The sequence below is a fragment of the Porphyrobacter sp. SLTP genome, from assembly GCF_009905735.1.
In the GTDB taxonomy this organism is placed as follows: domain Bacteria; phylum Pseudomonadota; class Alphaproteobacteria; order Sphingomonadales; family Sphingomonadaceae; genus Erythrobacter.
In genome coordinates, this window is record NZ_JAAALE010000001.1 from 199,790 (window position 1) to 215,968 (window position 16,179).

At 65.8% G+C, this 16,179-nt stretch carries 11 protein-coding genes; 5 read left to right on the forward strand and 6 right to left on the reverse strand.

Annotated elements, in window-relative coordinates; all coding sequences use genetic code 11:
- The first annotated feature begins 29 nt into the window (after positions 1-29).
- Positions 30-3,170, forward strand: a complete 3,141-nt coding sequence (locus tag GVM20_RS00835; RefSeq protein WP_234031776.1) for an autotransporter outer membrane beta-barrel domain-containing protein — start codon at positions 30-32, stop codon at positions 3,168-3,170.
- A gap of 60 nt (positions 3,171-3,230) precedes the next feature.
- Here GVM20_RS00835 and GVM20_RS00840 read toward each other — a convergent pair whose 3' ends face one another.
- The 6 genes from GVM20_RS00840 to GVM20_RS00865 form a co-directional block, all read right to left on the reverse strand.
- Complete coding sequence (locus GVM20_RS00840; protein WP_166545408.1) at positions 3,231-3,845, reverse strand: 3,4-dihydroxy-2-butanone-4-phosphate synthase; 615 nt, start codon at positions 3,843-3,845, stop codon at positions 3,231-3,233.
- Complete coding sequence (locus tag GVM20_RS00845; protein WP_166545409.1) at positions 3,842-4,414, reverse strand: NADPH-dependent FMN reductase; 573 nt, start codon at positions 4,412-4,414, stop codon at positions 3,842-3,844. Before GVM20_RS00845 ends, GVM20_RS00840 begins: the two co-directional genes overlap by 4 nt.
- Positions 4,411-5,901 (reverse strand): glycerol-3-phosphate dehydrogenase, encoded by a 1,491-nt coding sequence (locus tag GVM20_RS00850; RefSeq protein ID WP_199799388.1) that lies wholly within the window; start codon positions 5,899-5,901, stop codon positions 4,411-4,413. Before GVM20_RS00850 ends, GVM20_RS00845 begins: the two co-directional genes overlap by 4 nt.
- The gene (locus GVM20_RS00855; RefSeq protein ID WP_166545410.1) at positions 5,901-6,995 is read right to left on the reverse strand and encodes a YeiH family protein; all 1,095 of its coding nucleotides are present in this window, start codon (positions 6,993-6,995) and stop codon (positions 5,901-5,903) included. The genes GVM20_RS00850 and GVM20_RS00855 overlap by 1 nt, the downstream gene beginning before the upstream one ends.
- Before the next feature lie 84 nt (positions 6,996-7,079).
- A complete protein-coding gene (locus GVM20_RS00860; protein WP_166545411.1) occupies positions 7,080-8,345 on the reverse strand; it encodes an MFS transporter in 1,266 nt (421 codons plus the stop codon).
- 105 nt (positions 8,346-8,450) lie between these two features.
- Positions 8,451-10,766 carry a TonB-dependent receptor gene (locus tag GVM20_RS00865; protein ID WP_166545412.1) on the reverse strand — a complete coding sequence of 772 codons (2,316 nt, stop codon included), beginning with the start codon at positions 10,764-10,766 and terminating at the stop codon, positions 8,451-8,453.
- A gap of 164 nt (positions 10,767-10,930) precedes the next feature.
- Here GVM20_RS00865 and GVM20_RS00870 point away from each other — a divergent pair, with 164 nt between their 5' ends.
- The 4 genes from GVM20_RS00870 to GVM20_RS00885 all read left to right on the forward strand — a co-directional run bounded on the left by GVM20_RS00870 (position 10,931) and on the right by GVM20_RS00885 (position 16,065).
- Positions 10,931-12,919 (forward strand): alpha-glucosidase, encoded by a 1,989-nt coding sequence (locus GVM20_RS00870; protein ID WP_166545413.1) that lies wholly within the window; start codon positions 10,931-10,933, stop codon positions 12,917-12,919.
- Positions 12,916-13,923 (forward strand): LacI family DNA-binding transcriptional regulator, encoded by a 1,008-nt coding sequence (locus GVM20_RS00875; RefSeq protein WP_166545414.1) that lies wholly within the window; start codon positions 12,916-12,918, stop codon positions 13,921-13,923. The genes GVM20_RS00870 and GVM20_RS00875 overlap by 4 nt, the downstream gene beginning before the upstream one ends.
- The gene (locus GVM20_RS00880) at positions 13,924-14,838 is read left to right on the forward strand and encodes an aldo/keto reductase (RefSeq protein ID WP_166545415.1); all 915 of its coding nucleotides are present in this window, start codon (positions 13,924-13,926) and stop codon (positions 14,836-14,838) included.
- Between the two features lie 138 nt (positions 14,839-14,976).
- Entirely contained in the window at positions 14,977-16,065 is a 1,089-nt protein-coding gene (locus tag GVM20_RS00885) for an LLM class flavin-dependent oxidoreductase (RefSeq protein ID WP_166545416.1), read from the forward strand.
- Positions 16,066-16,179: the final 114 nt, after the last annotated feature.

Consider the following 16,179-nt stretch of genomic DNA (forward strand, 5'->3'; position numbering starts at 1 on the left):
TTGGTGAAAAGCACCAGGAGAATACCCCGATGACTGCCCTGCACCGCACGCTTCTTGCCGGTACGGCGCTTGCCGCAATGGCGCAGCCGCTCGCCGCACAGACCGTCATCAGCACCGCGCGCACCACGCCGGTCGTGACCTCGAACGTGAACGGTGGGCAGCCGAATGACGTGCGGATCGAGACCGCAGGCTCGGTCACCGTGACCAGCGGCACAGCGGTGACGGTCGACAGCAACAACGCCGTCGCCAATGCGGGCAACATCACAATCAGCAATGCCAATGATGCGACCGGCATTCTGGTGACCGGCGCCCGCACAGCCAACATCACCAACACCGGCACGATCACGATCGACGAGACTTATACCCCCACCGACAGCGACAATGATGGCGACATCGATGGTCCCTTCGCGCTTGGCAGCGGCCGCACCGCGATCCGAATTGATGGTGCGCTGACCGGCAATCTTGTCCACTCCGGCACGATTGTGGTCGAGGGCAACAACTCCGCTGGCATCCGCGCCAGTGGCCCGATCACCGGCGCCTTCACTCATGACGGCAAGACCACCGTGACCGGTAACAATTCGGTCGGCGTCGCGGTTGGCAATGTCTCCGGCAATGTCCGGCTGGCGGGCGAGATCACTGCGCGCGGGGCCAATGCGCAGGGCGCGGTGCTGGGCGGCAATCTTGGCGGCGCACTGCGGGTGCAAAGCGCTATCACGGTCACTGGTTATCGCTCGGTCCCGGCCCCGTCTGACGTTTCGCGGCTCGATGCCGACGATCTGCTGCAAGGCGGCAGCGCGCTGGTGATCGAAGGCAATGTCGCCAAGGGCATCATCTTCGAAATCGCCCCGGCCGACCTCGTCACCACCGATAATGACGAGGACAAGGACGGGATCGAAGACGCCAAGGAAGGCAACACCCGCATCCTCGCCTATGGCGCGGCGCCCGCGGTGCAGATCGGCGGGGTAAGCAATATCGTCATCGGCGCGACCGAGGGCACAGCCAACAACTTCGGCATCGTCATGGCCGGTACGATCCTGGGCGACGGCGTATATGCTGGCGTGAACGGCACCGGCATGCGGATCGGCGGGCGCGGCGGGAACGTGACCATCGCCAACGGGATGCAGATCAACGGCCAGATCGGCGCCGCCGCGCGTGGAGCCAATGCGACCGCTCTTGAGCTGGCGGCAGGCACCACCGTGCCGATCTTGAGCAATGGCGGCACCATCGCCGCGACGGTCTCCGGCACCACCACGGGCGATGCCACCGGGGTGCTGATCGGGGCGGGCGCGTCGCTCCCGGTACTGCGCAATTCGAAGTCGATCAACGCGACCACGGTGTCCGGCGGCGGGGCTTTTGCCATTGTCGACCGGTCCGGCACGCTCGGCCTGATCGAGAACAGCGGCGCGATCAGCGCAAGCGGCGCGCTGGCGACCTCGAACCGCAATGTCGCGATCGACCTTTCGGCCCGCACCGGTGACAGCATCGTCCGCCAGACCGTGGTTGCCGCTGGCAATACCGCGCCCTCGATCATCGGCGATATCCGCTTCGGCAGCGGTTCCGACTTGCTCGATCTGGCCGACGGTGTGGCGAGCGGCACGATCAGCTTCGGCGGCGGCACCAACCGCTTCCAGATGAGCGGTGATGCGGCCTTCAGCGGCACGGTCGATTTCGGCGGCGGGGCAGGCACGCTGTCGATTGCCAACAGCGCCGGGTTCGGCGGGCGGCTGGTGAATGCGCAAAATGTCGCCATCGGCCTCAGCGGCGGTACGCTTGCGCTGAACGGCCCGACCACCATCGCCAGCCTCGATGTCGGCGCGACCGGCGTGATCGGCGCGACGCTGGGCGGTGGAGCGGGTAGCGACACCGCGATCACCGTCACCGGCAATGCCACCTTTGCGAGCGGCTCCAAGATCCGCATCCGCCTCTCTGACCTCAACACCGCCGGGGGCACCTATGCGGTCATCTCCGCCGGCAGCCTGACCGGCGCGAGCAACCTGACCGCTGATTCTGCGCTGGTGCCGTTCCTCTACAAGGCTGCGCTGGCGGTGAATGGCAACACCATCAACGTCGCGATCAACCGCAAGGCAACCGGCGAACTTGGCCTCAACACCGCTGAAAGCGCGGCCTTCGACAAGTTGTTCATCGCGCTGGCCGAGGATGACAAGGTCGCCGATCTGTTCCTTGCGATCGGCACGGCGGACGTGTTCCAGGCCTATGTCGCCCAGACCCTGCCCGATTATGCGGGTGGCACCTTTGAGGGCCTGTCCAGCGGGCTGCGTGCCTTTGACCGGCACTTCATGGATCCCAACTCGCCCTTCGATGAGGAAGGCAAGTTCCGCATCATCGCCGATTTCGCCAACTGGAATTCAGAGAAGGACCGCGGGCAATCGGCGGCGTTCGATCTCAACGGTCTCGGTTTCCGCGGCGGGGTGGAATACCTCAGCAAGTTCGGCGCCATCGGGGTCACGGGCAGCTGGCTGTGGAGCAAGCACACCTCAGGCCCGTTCGACAATTCGGTGCTGGGTGACAGCTACGAAGGCGGCGTCCACTGGCGCGGCAAGTTCGGCCCGGTGATCGGCTTTGCGCGCGTCGGCGCGGGCAAGTCGGACTTCTCGGGCAGCCGCGTGTTTGCGGGCGGGACCGGGGACGACGCGGTCAACCTCACCATCAACCGCGACTGGAGCGGCGATTTCGTCTCGGCCAGCGGTGGCGTATCGATTGAAGGTGGCGGGCAGTTCTTCTTCTTCCGCCCTTCGCTGGTGGTCGATTACCTGCGCTTGAACGAAGATGGCTACGCGGAAACCGGCGGCGGCGACGCGCTGGACCTGACGGTCGAGGGCCGGTCGAGCAAGGAAGTCGGCATCAATGGCGGCGTCACGGTCGGCGTCGACATGTGGGGCATGCAGGCGCGCGACACCGGCTGGTTCCGCATTGAGGCCGAAGGCGGCTGGCGCGAATTGCTGACGAGCGATCTGGGCGTCACCCGCGCAAAATTTGCCGATGGAGCGCAGTTCACGCTGACCCCGGAAGGGCGCGACAGCGGCTGGTACGCCCGCGCCCGCGCGCTGGGCGGGGACGGCAGTTACAAGATCGCCGGTGAAGTCGGGCTGGAAAACCAGTTCGGCAATATCGGCTACAGTTTGCGTGCGTCGATCCGCTTCGGCTGGTGACGCACGCGGGTGCCGGCTTTCTATGCCCCCCCGCACGTTGGGCCGGCACCCACCACTATCTCAGACCCGCGCTGATTCCAGCCGGGCGATCAATGCGCCGATGTCGGCGACAGCCAGATCATGGGCGGCGATAAGCTCGCCGATATCGTCGATCCGCGCCATCTCGCCATCATCGCGCATGATAGAGCAGATCACCGCCGCATCGCCCGCACCCGCCAAGCGGGCCAGATCAATCGCCGCCTCGCACGCCGCCGGACGGGCCAGCACGCCGCCGCTCTGGCCGATCAGCGGGAAGACATGGCCAGGGGAGTGGATCTCGGCAGAGGTCGCGCCATCAGCCATCGCAACCTTGACGGTATGCGCACGGTCGGCAGCGGAAATGCCGGTGGAAACCCCCTCGGCCGCCTCGATCGAGCGGGCGAAGGGCCGTCCGGTCTGGCGCGCGGTGCCGGGGTTCACCAGAGTGAGGCCCAGCTGATCGGCACGCTCCGGCGTGACCGCCAGACAGATCAAGCCGCGCCCGTGGGTCGCCATGAAATTGATTGCTTCAGGGGTGACGTGCTTCGCCGCACACATCAGGTCGATGTCCCCACCGCGCAGCCGATCGCCCGAGATCACCACGATCCGCCCCGCGGCAACCGCGGCAAGTGCCGTGTCCAGAGCCGCGCTGGTCACGCCAGATCCCTCCCGGCCGCAAAGCTCTTGGCGCCGAGCACCACCTGCTTGCCGACCAGCTCCAGCTGCCCCCGCGCGCGTTCATCCAGACATTCGCCATCGGGCGAGAATAGCCCGCGATAGGTGCGGATTGTCGCGCCCATCGGGGTCGGCCAGCCGCGCAAGGCATGGGTGATCGCGCGCATGGTGAGCAGGGTCGACATCGACGCCTGATCGCCGAACGCGGTGGCAATCAGCCCCACCGCGCGGCCATCGAGATAGGGGCGTTCATCACGCGCAAGGTCTTCGAGGTAATCGAGCGCATTCTTGACCACGCCCGAAATCGTGCCGTGATATCCCGGTGCGGCAATCAGCAAGCCATCGGCCGCGCGCACCGCTGCGACCATCTCGGCCCCTTGTGAGGGATCATGCAGCGGACCGAGATAGTGGGGCAGGGCGGTCAGATATTCGCCGCCGAACACCGTCACTTCTGCCCCTTCGCTCGCGGCAATTCCGGCGGCGAGGCGTAGCGCCTGCTCGGTGGAGGAGCCGGGATTGACCGTGCCGCCAAGGGCTACGATTCGGGTCATGCGGGGGTAATCCTTTCGGTGATGTAGGCAGCGAGCCGCGCGGTTTGCGCGTCCGTGAAATGCAGGCCGAGCTTCGTCCGCCGCCACAACACGTCAGCGGCAGTGCGGGCCCATTCGTGAGCGATGAGGTAATCGACTTCCGCCGCCGTCAGCCCGTGGCCGAACGCCTCGCCGAGATCGGCAGGCGAGGTCGCATCGCCGAGGACGGTCGCGGCGCAGGTGCCATAAAGGCGGATCAGGCGATTGGCCTCGCGTGATCCCAGAAAGGGATAACGCGCGGCCAGATCGCGGGCGAGGGCGGGCGCATCGAACCGCCCGAAATCGCCGCCGGGCAGGAATGCTTTGCCCGTCCAATCCTCGCCTTCCAGCACCGGCAGGAAGGGTTCAAGCTGGCGGATCGCCTCGGCGGCGAGTTCGCGGTAGGTGGTGATCTTGCCGCCGAACACCGAGAGCAAAGGCGCCGCGCCGTCCGCTCCGCCGTCGAGTTCAAAGCTGTAGCCGCGGGTTGCCGCTTCCGGCTTGCCCGAGCCGTCGTCAATCAGCGGGCGCACCCCGGAATAGGTCCACACGACATCGGCGGGGGTGACGGGCTTGCGGAAATACTCCGACGCGCCTGCGCAGAGGTAAGCGATTTCCTCGGCACTGGCGCGCACCTCGTCGAGGCTGCCGTCGTGATCGACATCGGTGGTGCCGATCAGCGTGAAGTCCTGCTCGTAAGGGATGGCGAAGAAGATCCGCCCATCAGGCAACTGGAAGAAATAGGCGTAATCGTGGTCGAACAGCTTGCGCACCACGATGTGCGAGCCCCGCACAAGTCGCATCTTCTGCGCCGTAGGCTCGCCCGCGCGGCCTAGCAGGTCGAGCACGCGGGGGCCTGCCGCATTGACGACGGCGCGGGCGTGGAAAGTCTCGCCCCCCGCTTCGATCCGCCATTGATCGCCCTCGCGGGTCAGTGCCGTCACCTCGCAGCGGGTACGCACCTCCGCGCCGCGATCCGCCGCGTCGCGGGCGTTCAGCACCACCAGCCGCGCATCATCCACCCAGCCATCGGAATAGGCGAAGGCGCGGGTGTATTCCGGCTTGAGCGGCGCGCCGGCCGGATGGCGGGTCAGGTCGACACCTTCGGCTGAGGGCAGATATTTGCGCCCGCCGATATGGTCGTAGAGGAACAGGCCCAGTCGCAGCAGCCAGCGCGGGCGCAGGCCGGGGCGGTGGGGCAGGATGAAGCGCAGCGGCCAGATGATGTGCGGCGCGATGCCCCACAGCACCTCCCGCTCGGTCAGCGCCTCGCGCACCAGCGCAAATTCGTAATGCTCAAGGTAGCGCAAGCCGCCGTGGATCAGCTTGGTGGAATTGGATGAGGTGCCTTCCGCCAGATCGCCGCGTTCCAGCAGCAGCACCTTTGCCCCGCGCCCGGCGGCATCGCGGGCGATCCCGGCGCCGTTCACGCCGCCGCCGATCACCGCAAGGTCGAAGACATCGGGCATCAGATCATCCACCACGCAAAGCCCAGCGCCGCCGCAAGCGAGGCGATGGTCGCCGCCAGCACCGGCATCACCGACCGCCAGCCGAGGCCAAGCAACAGATCGGTCCGCGTCCGCATCGCTGTGGCGGTGACGGCCAGGAGCAGCAAGGTCTTTGACAGGGTCAGCGCATAGTCCGCGAGATCAGCGGGCAGGGTGATGAGCGAGTTCACCCCCACCAGCGCCAGAAACGCCAGAATAAAGCCCGGCAGCAGCGGCACGCGCGTCCGGCCCACGCCTTCGGGCAGAGGTTCGGCGCGGGCGATCCACAGCGCGGCGAGCGTCACCAGCGGGGCGAGCAGGGCAACGCGGGTAAGCTTCACCACAGTCGCCTGCGCGCCCGCGGCGTCCGAAACCGCGAAGCCTGCGCCAATCGCCTGCGCGACATCATGGATCGATGCGCCGACAAGGAACCCCGCCTGCGCATCGGTAAAGCCGAGCATCCGGGTCAGCGGCGGATAGGTGACGAGCGCAATCGCGCTGGCGGCGGCGAGGATTACCAGCGTCAGGGTGAAAAGCGCCTGATCGATCCGCTCGCGCCCGATCACGCCATACAGCGCCAGCGCCGCCGAAGCCCCGCAGATCGCGGTCGCCCCGCCGCCGAGCAGGCCGACCGATTGGCTCTGACCGGTCAGGCGCGCGGCAGCGAGGGCGGCGATCAGCGCGGCAGCCATTACCAGCGCAAGTCCAAGGAACGGCACCAAACCCATCGCCATCACCTGCATCGCGGTGACCTGCACCCCGAGCAGCACGATCCCGGCGCGCAGGCCGTGGCGCGAGACCCAGTCGAGTCCTTCATGGGTGCGGGGGTCTGTGGCCGCAAAATTCAGCGCAAGGCCGAGCAGCAAGCCCGCCAGAATGATCGGGACCCCGTAATTCTGGCTGAGCCACGCAGCCGCCGCACCGGCAATGGCGCAGATCGCCAGGCCTGGAACGAAGCGCGAGAGCGGCTTCTTCTCGGCTTTGGCAGCGGCTGAAGCAGCCGTATCGGCGAGCATGATCTCGCCGAACAGGTCGCCGGCAAAAGCCTCGTAATCGGGGCGCGCATCGCGCTTCATGCCGGTAAGCCTGCCTTATGTCTCACGGTGTCATAGCTCTACTCCGCAAGCCTCATAAATGCAACCGCACGGCTTCCCGCGCGCCTACGAAAGCAGATCGGCCGCGTCATCATCTGGACGCCGGATTACCGGCAGCAGCCACTGGAACCATGCCAGCGCAACCAGATAGGACGAGGCGGCAAAGATGAACAGCGGCACGAAGCCGAAGCCTGCATCGAGCACGCGGCCAGTAACCAGCGAAATCGCCACCCCGCCCATATTGCCCATGAACGCGCCGAACGCCGTCACTCGCCCGACCTTGGCGTTGGGGACGACATCGGTGATGGTCGAGAACAGCGAGAGCGAGAAGCCCTGATGCCCGGCCATCACCACCCCGATCATGACGGCCACGGGCCAGAAGGCGTTGAGCTCCAGCACCAGCGGCAGCGGTGCGACCAGCAGGGCCGAGGCCAGCATCACGCCCTTGCGCACCCGGTTGGGGCTGTAACCGCGCTCCAGCAGCTTGGTCGACACCCACCCCGCCAGCAGCGCGCCGAGGCCTGACCCGGCGAAGGCAATCGCCAGCGGCACCGCGAGTTCCAGCGTGGTGAGGCCAAATTCCTTGCGGTAATAATCCGCCAGCCAGAAGTTGATGAACCACCAGGTCATGTCCGACAGCGCCTTGGCGCCGACGATTGCCCAGGTGGCGCGGTTGGCGAGGATGGCGCCGTAGCGCGCGCTCTCGCCGCCCGGATCGGGACTGTCCGCCAGCGTGCGCTCGCGCAATTGCGCTACTCCGCGCGCCAGCCACATCCATGCGAGCAGGGAGAGAAATCCGCCGATCCCGCCCGCCACCAGCGCGCCGCGCCAGCCCACCGCCAGGGCAAGGGCCGGGATGACGAACGGCATTGCAATCGTCCCTGCGCCCGCCAGCATGGTCGCAAAGCCGAAGGCGAAGCTGCGCTTGTCCGGCGGGAACAGGCTCGCGACGGTCTTGATCGTCAGCGGGGTCTGCACTGCCTCGGTCACGCCAAGCCCGACACGCGCGGCGACCACCTGCGCGGTCGAGAGCGCCCAGCCATGGGCCATCGCGGCGAGGCTCCACGCGGTTGCTCCCACCTGCATCGAACGGTTCACGCCGAGCCGGTCGACCAGCCAGCCGGTGAACAGGAAAGCGAAAGCGGCGGAGAATTGCGTGACGGCGGCGAGATCACCGAAGTCACTATCGCTCCAACCGAAATCGGCCATCATGTCGGGCTTGAGGATCGCAATGATCGGGCGGTCCATCGCATTGAACACGCCCGCGATGCACAGCACCGTGAACAGTGACCAGCGCAGCCGCGCGGATATGGGCGAGGAAGGTTGGGCCATCACGGGTTCCTAGAGTTCAAGCACGCAGCAGGGCAAGCAAGGCCAGACAAAAAGGGCCGCCGGATCGCTCCGACGGCCCTTGTTGATGTCACGTTGCCACGCGGGTCAGAACGTCCGCACACGCAGGCTGATGCCGAAGTAGCGGTCAGCATCGCGCGGGATCTGCAAGCGGCGCCCGTTCTCGATATTGAGCAGCACGTAGCTCTCATCGGTGATGTTGCGGGCGTGGAAGGTCAGGCGGTACTTGTCGTCCGGATCAGAGAAGCCGAGCGAGGCGTTCCAGATGCCGTAGGGGTCAATCTGGGTGGTCGGCGACTGGCCAAGGTCGGAGAACTGCGTGCTGGTGTGGCGGTAATCGGTGTTGAGGTACAGCGTCACCCCGCCCAGTTCCTTGGTGTAATCCCCGCCGATGGTGTAGACGAACTTCGGCGCCAGCGGCAGCACAGTGCCATTGCGTGCGTCGGGCGCGTTGGTGGTCGGGTTCGGGTTGAACTGCTTGACCCGCGCGTCGGCATAGGCCGCGCTGGCGCGCAGGTTCAGCCCGTCGATCGGGTTGACCACGAGATCGGCCTCAAAGCCTTCGCTCTTCACCGTGCCCGCGTTGGTTAGGTTCGAAATCGTCGCGGTGTTGACGACGATGAAGTTGTTGGCCTGGAACCCGTCATACTCAACCGTGAAGGCCGCGACGTTGAGCTGGACGCGGTTGTCGAGGAACTGCGTCTTCGCCCCGATTTCGAAGCTGTCCGACAGCTCTTCGGAAATTGGCACCGCGTTGTTCGGTGCGGTGTGGTTGAAGAACACGTTGAAGGCCGGACCCTTGTAGCCGCGGGTGTACGAGCCGTAGAGCATGATGTCTTCCGACGGCTTGAACTGGATCGCCGCACGACCCGACAGGTTGCCGTTGGTCGTCTCGCCGCGGCTGGTGTTGGTGCCGTTGCCGCCGCTGGCGATGGTGCCGCCCGCCGGGTTGCCATTGGTGCCGGGGCCAGTTGCGGGCAGACCGGTGGTCCGGTTCACCGCCGGTGCGCGGGTGTGGGTGAATTCAAGATCATCCCAAGTGTAGCGCAGTCCGCCGGTCAGCGAGAGCTGATCCGTGATCTGGTAGGTGGCCTGTCCGAACAGCGCATAGTTCTTTGACCGCACGTCGCTGCGCGAGGTGGCGAAGGGGAACAGCGTGTTGACCGTATCGGAAACATTGCATGGGATCGCCCCGCCCGGCAGCGCCGCCAGGGTCGAGGTGGCACAGGTCACGCCCTGACGGGTGAAGTCCTGGGTGTTGTCCGATTGCCAAGCGAAGGCGCCGACCTGATAGAAGAACGGCTTCGACTGGTCCGAGGCAAGGCGGATTTCGGCAGAGACCTGTTCGGTCTTCACCGTGCCGACATCGTGCAGCTGCCCGGCCGTGGTGATCGCGCGCGGCAGGAAGTCACCGTCGCGGTTCTCGGTGTTCTCCCAGTTGCGGTAGCCGAGCACCACGCTGAGCGTGTGGGTGTCGGTGATCTCGAAATCGCCGGTGCCGGTCAGGCTCCACTGCTGATCCTGCGTGCTGGTAACGAGGTCATTGTTGATGAAGCGCTGGTTCTCGCCAATCGCCACGCCGTTCGGCAGGCCGAGCAGCGCATCCTGCGCCGCGCCGCGGCTGGCGCCGGTCACATCGACGCAGCAATCGTCATCAGCCTTGTAGTAGTCCGCGATCAGGCGAACGGTGTTGCCGCCGTCGTCATAATCTATGATCCCGCGCACGCCGTAACGCTCGTAACCATTGACCTTGTCGTTGCGGCCGCCGTTGATGTTGGTGATGTTGCCATCAAAGCTGCCGTAGAAGCCGGTCAGGCGGGCGCTGAGGTTTTCACCCAGCGGGCCAGAAATGGCGGCGCGCAGGCGATATTCCTCGCCCTCGAACCAGTCGGCGCTGGCTTCGGCTTCAAAGCTGTCGGTGCCGCCCTTGGACACGATGTTGACCAAACCGGCGGAAGCATTGCGGCCGAACAGCGTGCCCTGCGGCCCGCGCAGAACTTCAAGCCGCTGGAGATCAACCAGATCCATGAAGGCCTGACCCGAACGCGACAGCACCACGCCGTCGACAACGGTGGACACAGACGGTTCAGCCGCGACTGAGAAGCTGATCGTGCCGACGCCGCGCATCACGATCGCGCTGTTGGCGCTGGTGGTGCCCTTGCGGAAGGTCACCGAAGGAACGACGGTCGAGATGTTCTCGAGGCTGATGACCCCTGCCTGGATCAGGCGGTCGCCCGAAACCGCAGTGATCGCGATCGGCACGTCCTGGACGTTTTCCTCGACCTTCTGGGCGGTTACGATGATTTCTTCGACCTGCGCCATGGCCGGCGCGGTGTGCATCAGCGCCAGCGAACTGGCGGAAATGGCGAGCGTTTTGAGCGCAATTCGGGTGGTGGCGGACATCGTGTTTCTCTCCCCTACATCGTGATCGGGTCTTTCGGGCGATAGCAAAGACCATCGCCCGTGCGGTCGATCTTTCAGCGCTCGGGTTGCGCTTTCCGCTGCGATCTGTCAAGCGGTGTCACAACGGGCCAAGGGATAGCTCGGTGAGGAAACCTGGGACGAAAATGGTGGCAATGACGCCATGCGAGGGGGGATTTGACCTGCGATTGGCCGGGCGATCCTTGCTGTGTCATCGACCTGATTATCCCGCAATTTCCGTAGCTTCGGGAGATCCTCTGGTGACGATGGTGCGCGGCAATTTCCGCCTGTCGGATACCCCTGTGGCAGCAAGGCCACTGTCTGTCTGCGAAGTGGCAGGCGAGGGCGCAGTGGTGCTCTCCAGCGCCGATGGAGCCGCGAAATTGGCGCTGAGTCTTGCGCCCGGCGCATCGCGGCTGAGTGTGAACGCGCTGACCGGGCACGACCGCATCACGCTGGATTTCACCCTTGCTCCTGATGATGTCCTGTGGGGGGGTGGTGAGCAGATGAGCTATCTCGCCCTCAATGGCCGCACATTTCCGATCTGGACGAGCGAGCCGGGCGTGGGGCGCGAGCCCGGCTCGCCGCTGACCGATCAGGCGAGCGCCGACGGGTCGTTTGCGGGTGGGGACTACTGGACGACCAACTATCCTGAACCGACAGTGCTGTGTTCGGGCGGCTGGGCGCTTTCCCTTGCCAACAGCGAATATGTGGAACTCGACGCGCGCGAGCCCGGGCGGCTGCGGGTGCATGTCTGGTCGGGCGAGGTCACCATCGACCTGTTCGAAGGCGCCCCCGCCGACCTCGTCCGCCAACTCGCGGCCCGCTTCGGCCCGCGCGCAGCCCTGCCCGAATGGGCGCTGGGCGGGGCGGTGGTGGGCCTGAAACAGGGCGAGGCCAGCTTTGACCGCCTCGAAGCCCTGATTGATGCCGGAGCGGCGGTCAGCGGCTTGTGGTGCGAGGACTGGGTCGGCATCCGTGAGACCAGCTTCGGCCGCCGGTTGTTCTGGGACTGGCAGTGGAACGCGGAACGCTATCCCGATCTGCCCGCCCGCATCGCGGCGCTGAAAGCGCGCGGCATCCGCTTCCTCGGCTATGTGAACCCCTATCTTGCGGTCGATGGCCCGCTTTACCCCGAGGCCGCCGCCAAGGGTTATTTCGCCCGCTGCCTCGACAGCGACGAGCCTTACGCGGTTGATTTCGGCGAGTTCCACGCAGGCGTGGTCGATTTTACCAACCCGGCCGCTGCCGACTGGTTTGCGGAAGAAGTCATCGGCAAGCGGATGCTCGATTTCGGGCTCGACGGGTGGATGGCGGACTTCGGCGAATATCTGCCCACCGATCTGCGTTTGCACGATGGCGACCCGATGCAGGAGCACAACCGCTGGCCGGTGCGCTGGGCCGAGGTCAATGCGCGCGCCGTCGCTTCACGCGGACGGACAGGTGACGTCTTGTGGTTCATGCGCGCAGGACACACCGGCATTCAGGCGCATTGCCCGCTGTTGTGGGCGGGCGACCAGTCGGTTGATTTCTCCCGCCATGACGGCATCGGCACAGTCATCACCGCCGCACTCTCCTCCGGGCTAGTGGGCAATGCCTTCAGCCATTCGGACGTTGGCGGCTACACCAGCTTGTTCGGCAATGTCCGAACCCCTGAGTTGATGCTGCGCTGGTACGAGTTGGGCGCGTTCAGCCCGGTGATGCGCACCCACGAAGGCAACCGCCCCGACGACAATCTCCAGATCGACAGCAATGCCGAACTGATCGAGGGCTTCGTGCGCTGGAGCCGCGTCCACGCGCACCTCGCCCCCTATGCCGCGCACCTCGTCGCCGAAGCGCAGGACACCGGCCTTCCGGCGCAGCGGGCGCTGTTCCTGCACTATCCCGACGACCGGGAAACCTTCACGATCCAGGACCAGTATCTCTATGGTGCGGACCTGATGGTGGCACCGGTGATCGAAGCGGGGGCGGTGATGCGGAAGGTCTATCTGCCGCAGGGCGACTGGCGGCACTTGTGGAGCGGCGAGGACGTCGCCGCCGGTTGGCGCGATGTGCCTGCACCCATCGGTGAGCCGCCCGTCTTCTATCGCCGCACCAGCGCCTTTGCGCCCCTGTTTGCGGAGCTCGCCCGATGAGCCGCGCCAACATCCGCGATGTCGCCGCCCGCGCAGGCGTCGCGGTCAAGACCGTCAGCCGCGTGCTCAACGGCCACCCCTATGTCAGCGATGCCTTGCGCGAGAAGGTCGAGCAGGCGATGGCCGATCTCGACTACCGGCCTTCGGTGGCCGCGCGCATTCTGTCAGGTGCCAAGTCCAATCAGGTCGCGCTGATCTACGACAATCACAGCCCCTATTACATGTTCCAGATCCAGAAGGGCTGCTGGGAGGTGTGCCAGGAGAACGGCATCCGTCTCCTCGCCCAGCCGGTCGATGTCGCCGATCCGCGCGTCGGCGATCAGGTGCGCGGGCTGGTGAGCGAGACGCATGTCGACGGCATCATCCTCTCCTCCCCCGTTACCGATTGCGATCCGGTGCTGCGCGCGCTGGAGACGATGGATGTGCCCTTCGTGCGCATCTCGCCGGGGACAAACCACGCGCTGACTTCCAGCGTGTTCATGGACGACGCGCAGGCCGCCGACGATATGACCACGCACCTGATCAATGCAGGCCACCGCCGGATCGGGTTCATCAAGGGCCACACCAACCACATGGCTTCGGACGACCGCCTGTTCGGATACCGCCGCGCATTGGACCGGGTTGGCATCCCGTTCGAGCCGCAGATGGTGGTCGACGGCGAGTTCGACTTCGATTCCGGCGTAGCGGGCGCGAAGGCGTTGCTCGATCAGCCCGAGCGGCCCACCGCAATTTTCGCCTCGAACGACGATATGGCCGCCGGCGTGCTCGCCGTGGCGCATGATCGCGGCATCAATGTGCCGGGCGATCTGTCGGTTGCCGGGTTCGATGACACCACGCTGGCCCGCACCGTCTGGCCGCCGCTCACCACCATTCGTCAGCCGATGGCCGATCTGGCGCGCACAGCCACCCAAATCCTGATCGCAGGCGGGGACATCACCCACAAGCGCCTGCCCCATGACCTTGTCGAGCGCGCCTCGGTCGCTCCGCCAAAGAGGAACCCCTAGATGAGTGAACTGCCCCTTCCGCCTGCCACCCGCGCCCTTGGTGCGAGCGGCATTGAGGTGTCTTCCATGGCCTGGGGGATGTGGCGGCTGACCGAAAATGGCCGCACCGCCGCCGAAGCGGCCAAGCTGGTGCACGCGGCACTGGATGCGGGGATCACCTTCCTCGACACCGCCGACATCTATGGCTTTGACGGGAGCGGCGGCTTTGGCGATGCCGAGGCACTGCTGGGCGAGGTGCTGGCAGCCGAGCCGGGCCTCCGCGACAAGATGGTGCTGGCGACCAAGGGCGGGATCCTGCCGCCGCTGCCGTATGACCAGAGCGCGGCTTATCTGAAGAAGGCGATCGACGATTCCTTGCGCCGCCTTAAGGTGGACTGCGTCGAACTGTGGCAAATCCACCGGCCCGATATTCTCGCCCACCCGCAGGAGACGGCGCGGGTGCTGGATGATGCGATGGCGAGCGGCAAGATCCGCAGCCTTGGCGTCTCCAACTTCACGATGGCCCAGACCGCCGCGCTGAACCACTTCCTTGGTAACAAGCTGGCCACGACCCAGCCTGAGATCAGCCCGCTGCGGATCGATTGCTTCGAGAATGGCGAACTCGATCAGGCGATGATGCTGGGCCTCACCCCGATGGCCTGGTCACCGCTGGGAGGCGGCAGGCTGACCGCGCCGGAGAACGCGCGCGAGACCGCGGTGGCAGCCGCGCTGGATGTGGTGGCCGAGGCGCACGGCGTGTCGCGCACGGTCGCCGCCTATAGCTGGCTGATGGCGCATCCGGCGGGGATCATTCCCATCATCGGATCGCAGAACGCCGAGCGGATTGCCGAGGGGGCGCAGGCGCTCAAGGTCCGCTGGACCCGCACCGAGTGGTACGCCGTACTGGTCGCCGCGCGGGGCGTGCCTTTGCCTTGAGGTAAATTCTCCGTTCGCCCTGAGCTTGTCGAAGGGCCGCACTTTTCTTCGGGTTCAGCGCTAACCTTCAAGAAAGACAGTGCTTCGACAAGCTCAGCACGAACGGGTCTTGAGAAGAGTTTGGATGAGGACGAGAATATGACCCAGCAACAATGCGAAATCGCGTGGTTTTCCGCGCTATGTGACGACGATTACGAGTTCCTCGGCGTCCCCGATCCCTACCTCGCCTCAAGCTGGGAGCATTGCCGCAACATCGTGCTGCGTGCGGAGGAAGGCGGGTTCGACAACATCCTGCTGCCCTCGGGCTATCAGCTTGGGGTCGACACCACGATCTTCGCCGCTGCCGTGGCGACACAGGTGAAGCGTATCAAGCTGCTGTGGGCCACCCGGATGGGCGAGGACTGGCCGCCGCAGCTGGCGCGCCGGATCGCGACGCTCGACCGCATCCTCGGCCCCAATGCGGCGGGGACGGGCGGGCGGCTGAACGTCAACATCATCTCCTCCGACATGCCGGGCGAGAAGATCGAGAGCGGCCCGCGCTACCGTCGCGGCACCGAGATCATGAAGATTGTGAAGACGCTGCTGAATGGCGAGCACCTCGATTTCGACGGCGAGTTCTACAAGCTGAAGCTCGATCCGCCGCGGATCACCACGCTCAATGGAAAGTGCCCGCCCTTCTACTTCGGGGGCCTCAGCCACGAAGCGCGCGAGTGTGCGGCCGAGGCGGCGGACGTCTACCTGATGTGGCCCGACACGATGGACAAGGTCCGCGAGAACATCGCCGACCTCAAGGCGCGCGCCGCCAACTACGGCCGCACGCTGAAGTTCGGTTACCGCGCCCACGTGATCGTCCGCGAAACCGAGGACGAAGCGCGCCACTACGCCGACCGGCTGCTGTCGAAGCTCGATGACGAGGCCGGCCGCGCGATCCGCGAAAAGAGCCTCGATGCCAAGAACTACGGCGTCCAGCGCCAGCAGGAACTGCGCGGCGCGGCGGATGGCGATGGCTTCGTCGAGGAGAACCTGTGGACCGGCATCGGCCGCGCGCGTTCCGGCTGCGGGGCGGCGATCGTCGGCACGCCCGATCAGGTGCTCGCCAAGCTGCGCGCCTATCAGGCCGAAGGGATCGAGGCCTTCATCCTGTCGGGCTATCCCCACGCGCAGGAGGCCGATCTGTTCGCCCGCCATGTGCTGCCGCATATCCAGCACGGCCCGCTGGAGATGTAATTTCTCATTATCGTCATCCCAGCGAAAGCGGGGACCTGGGGCTGCAAGCAGTGTCCTTCGTGGCCCTGGGCCCCAGCTTTCGCTGGGGTGACGAAAGGGAGAACCCGGCGATTC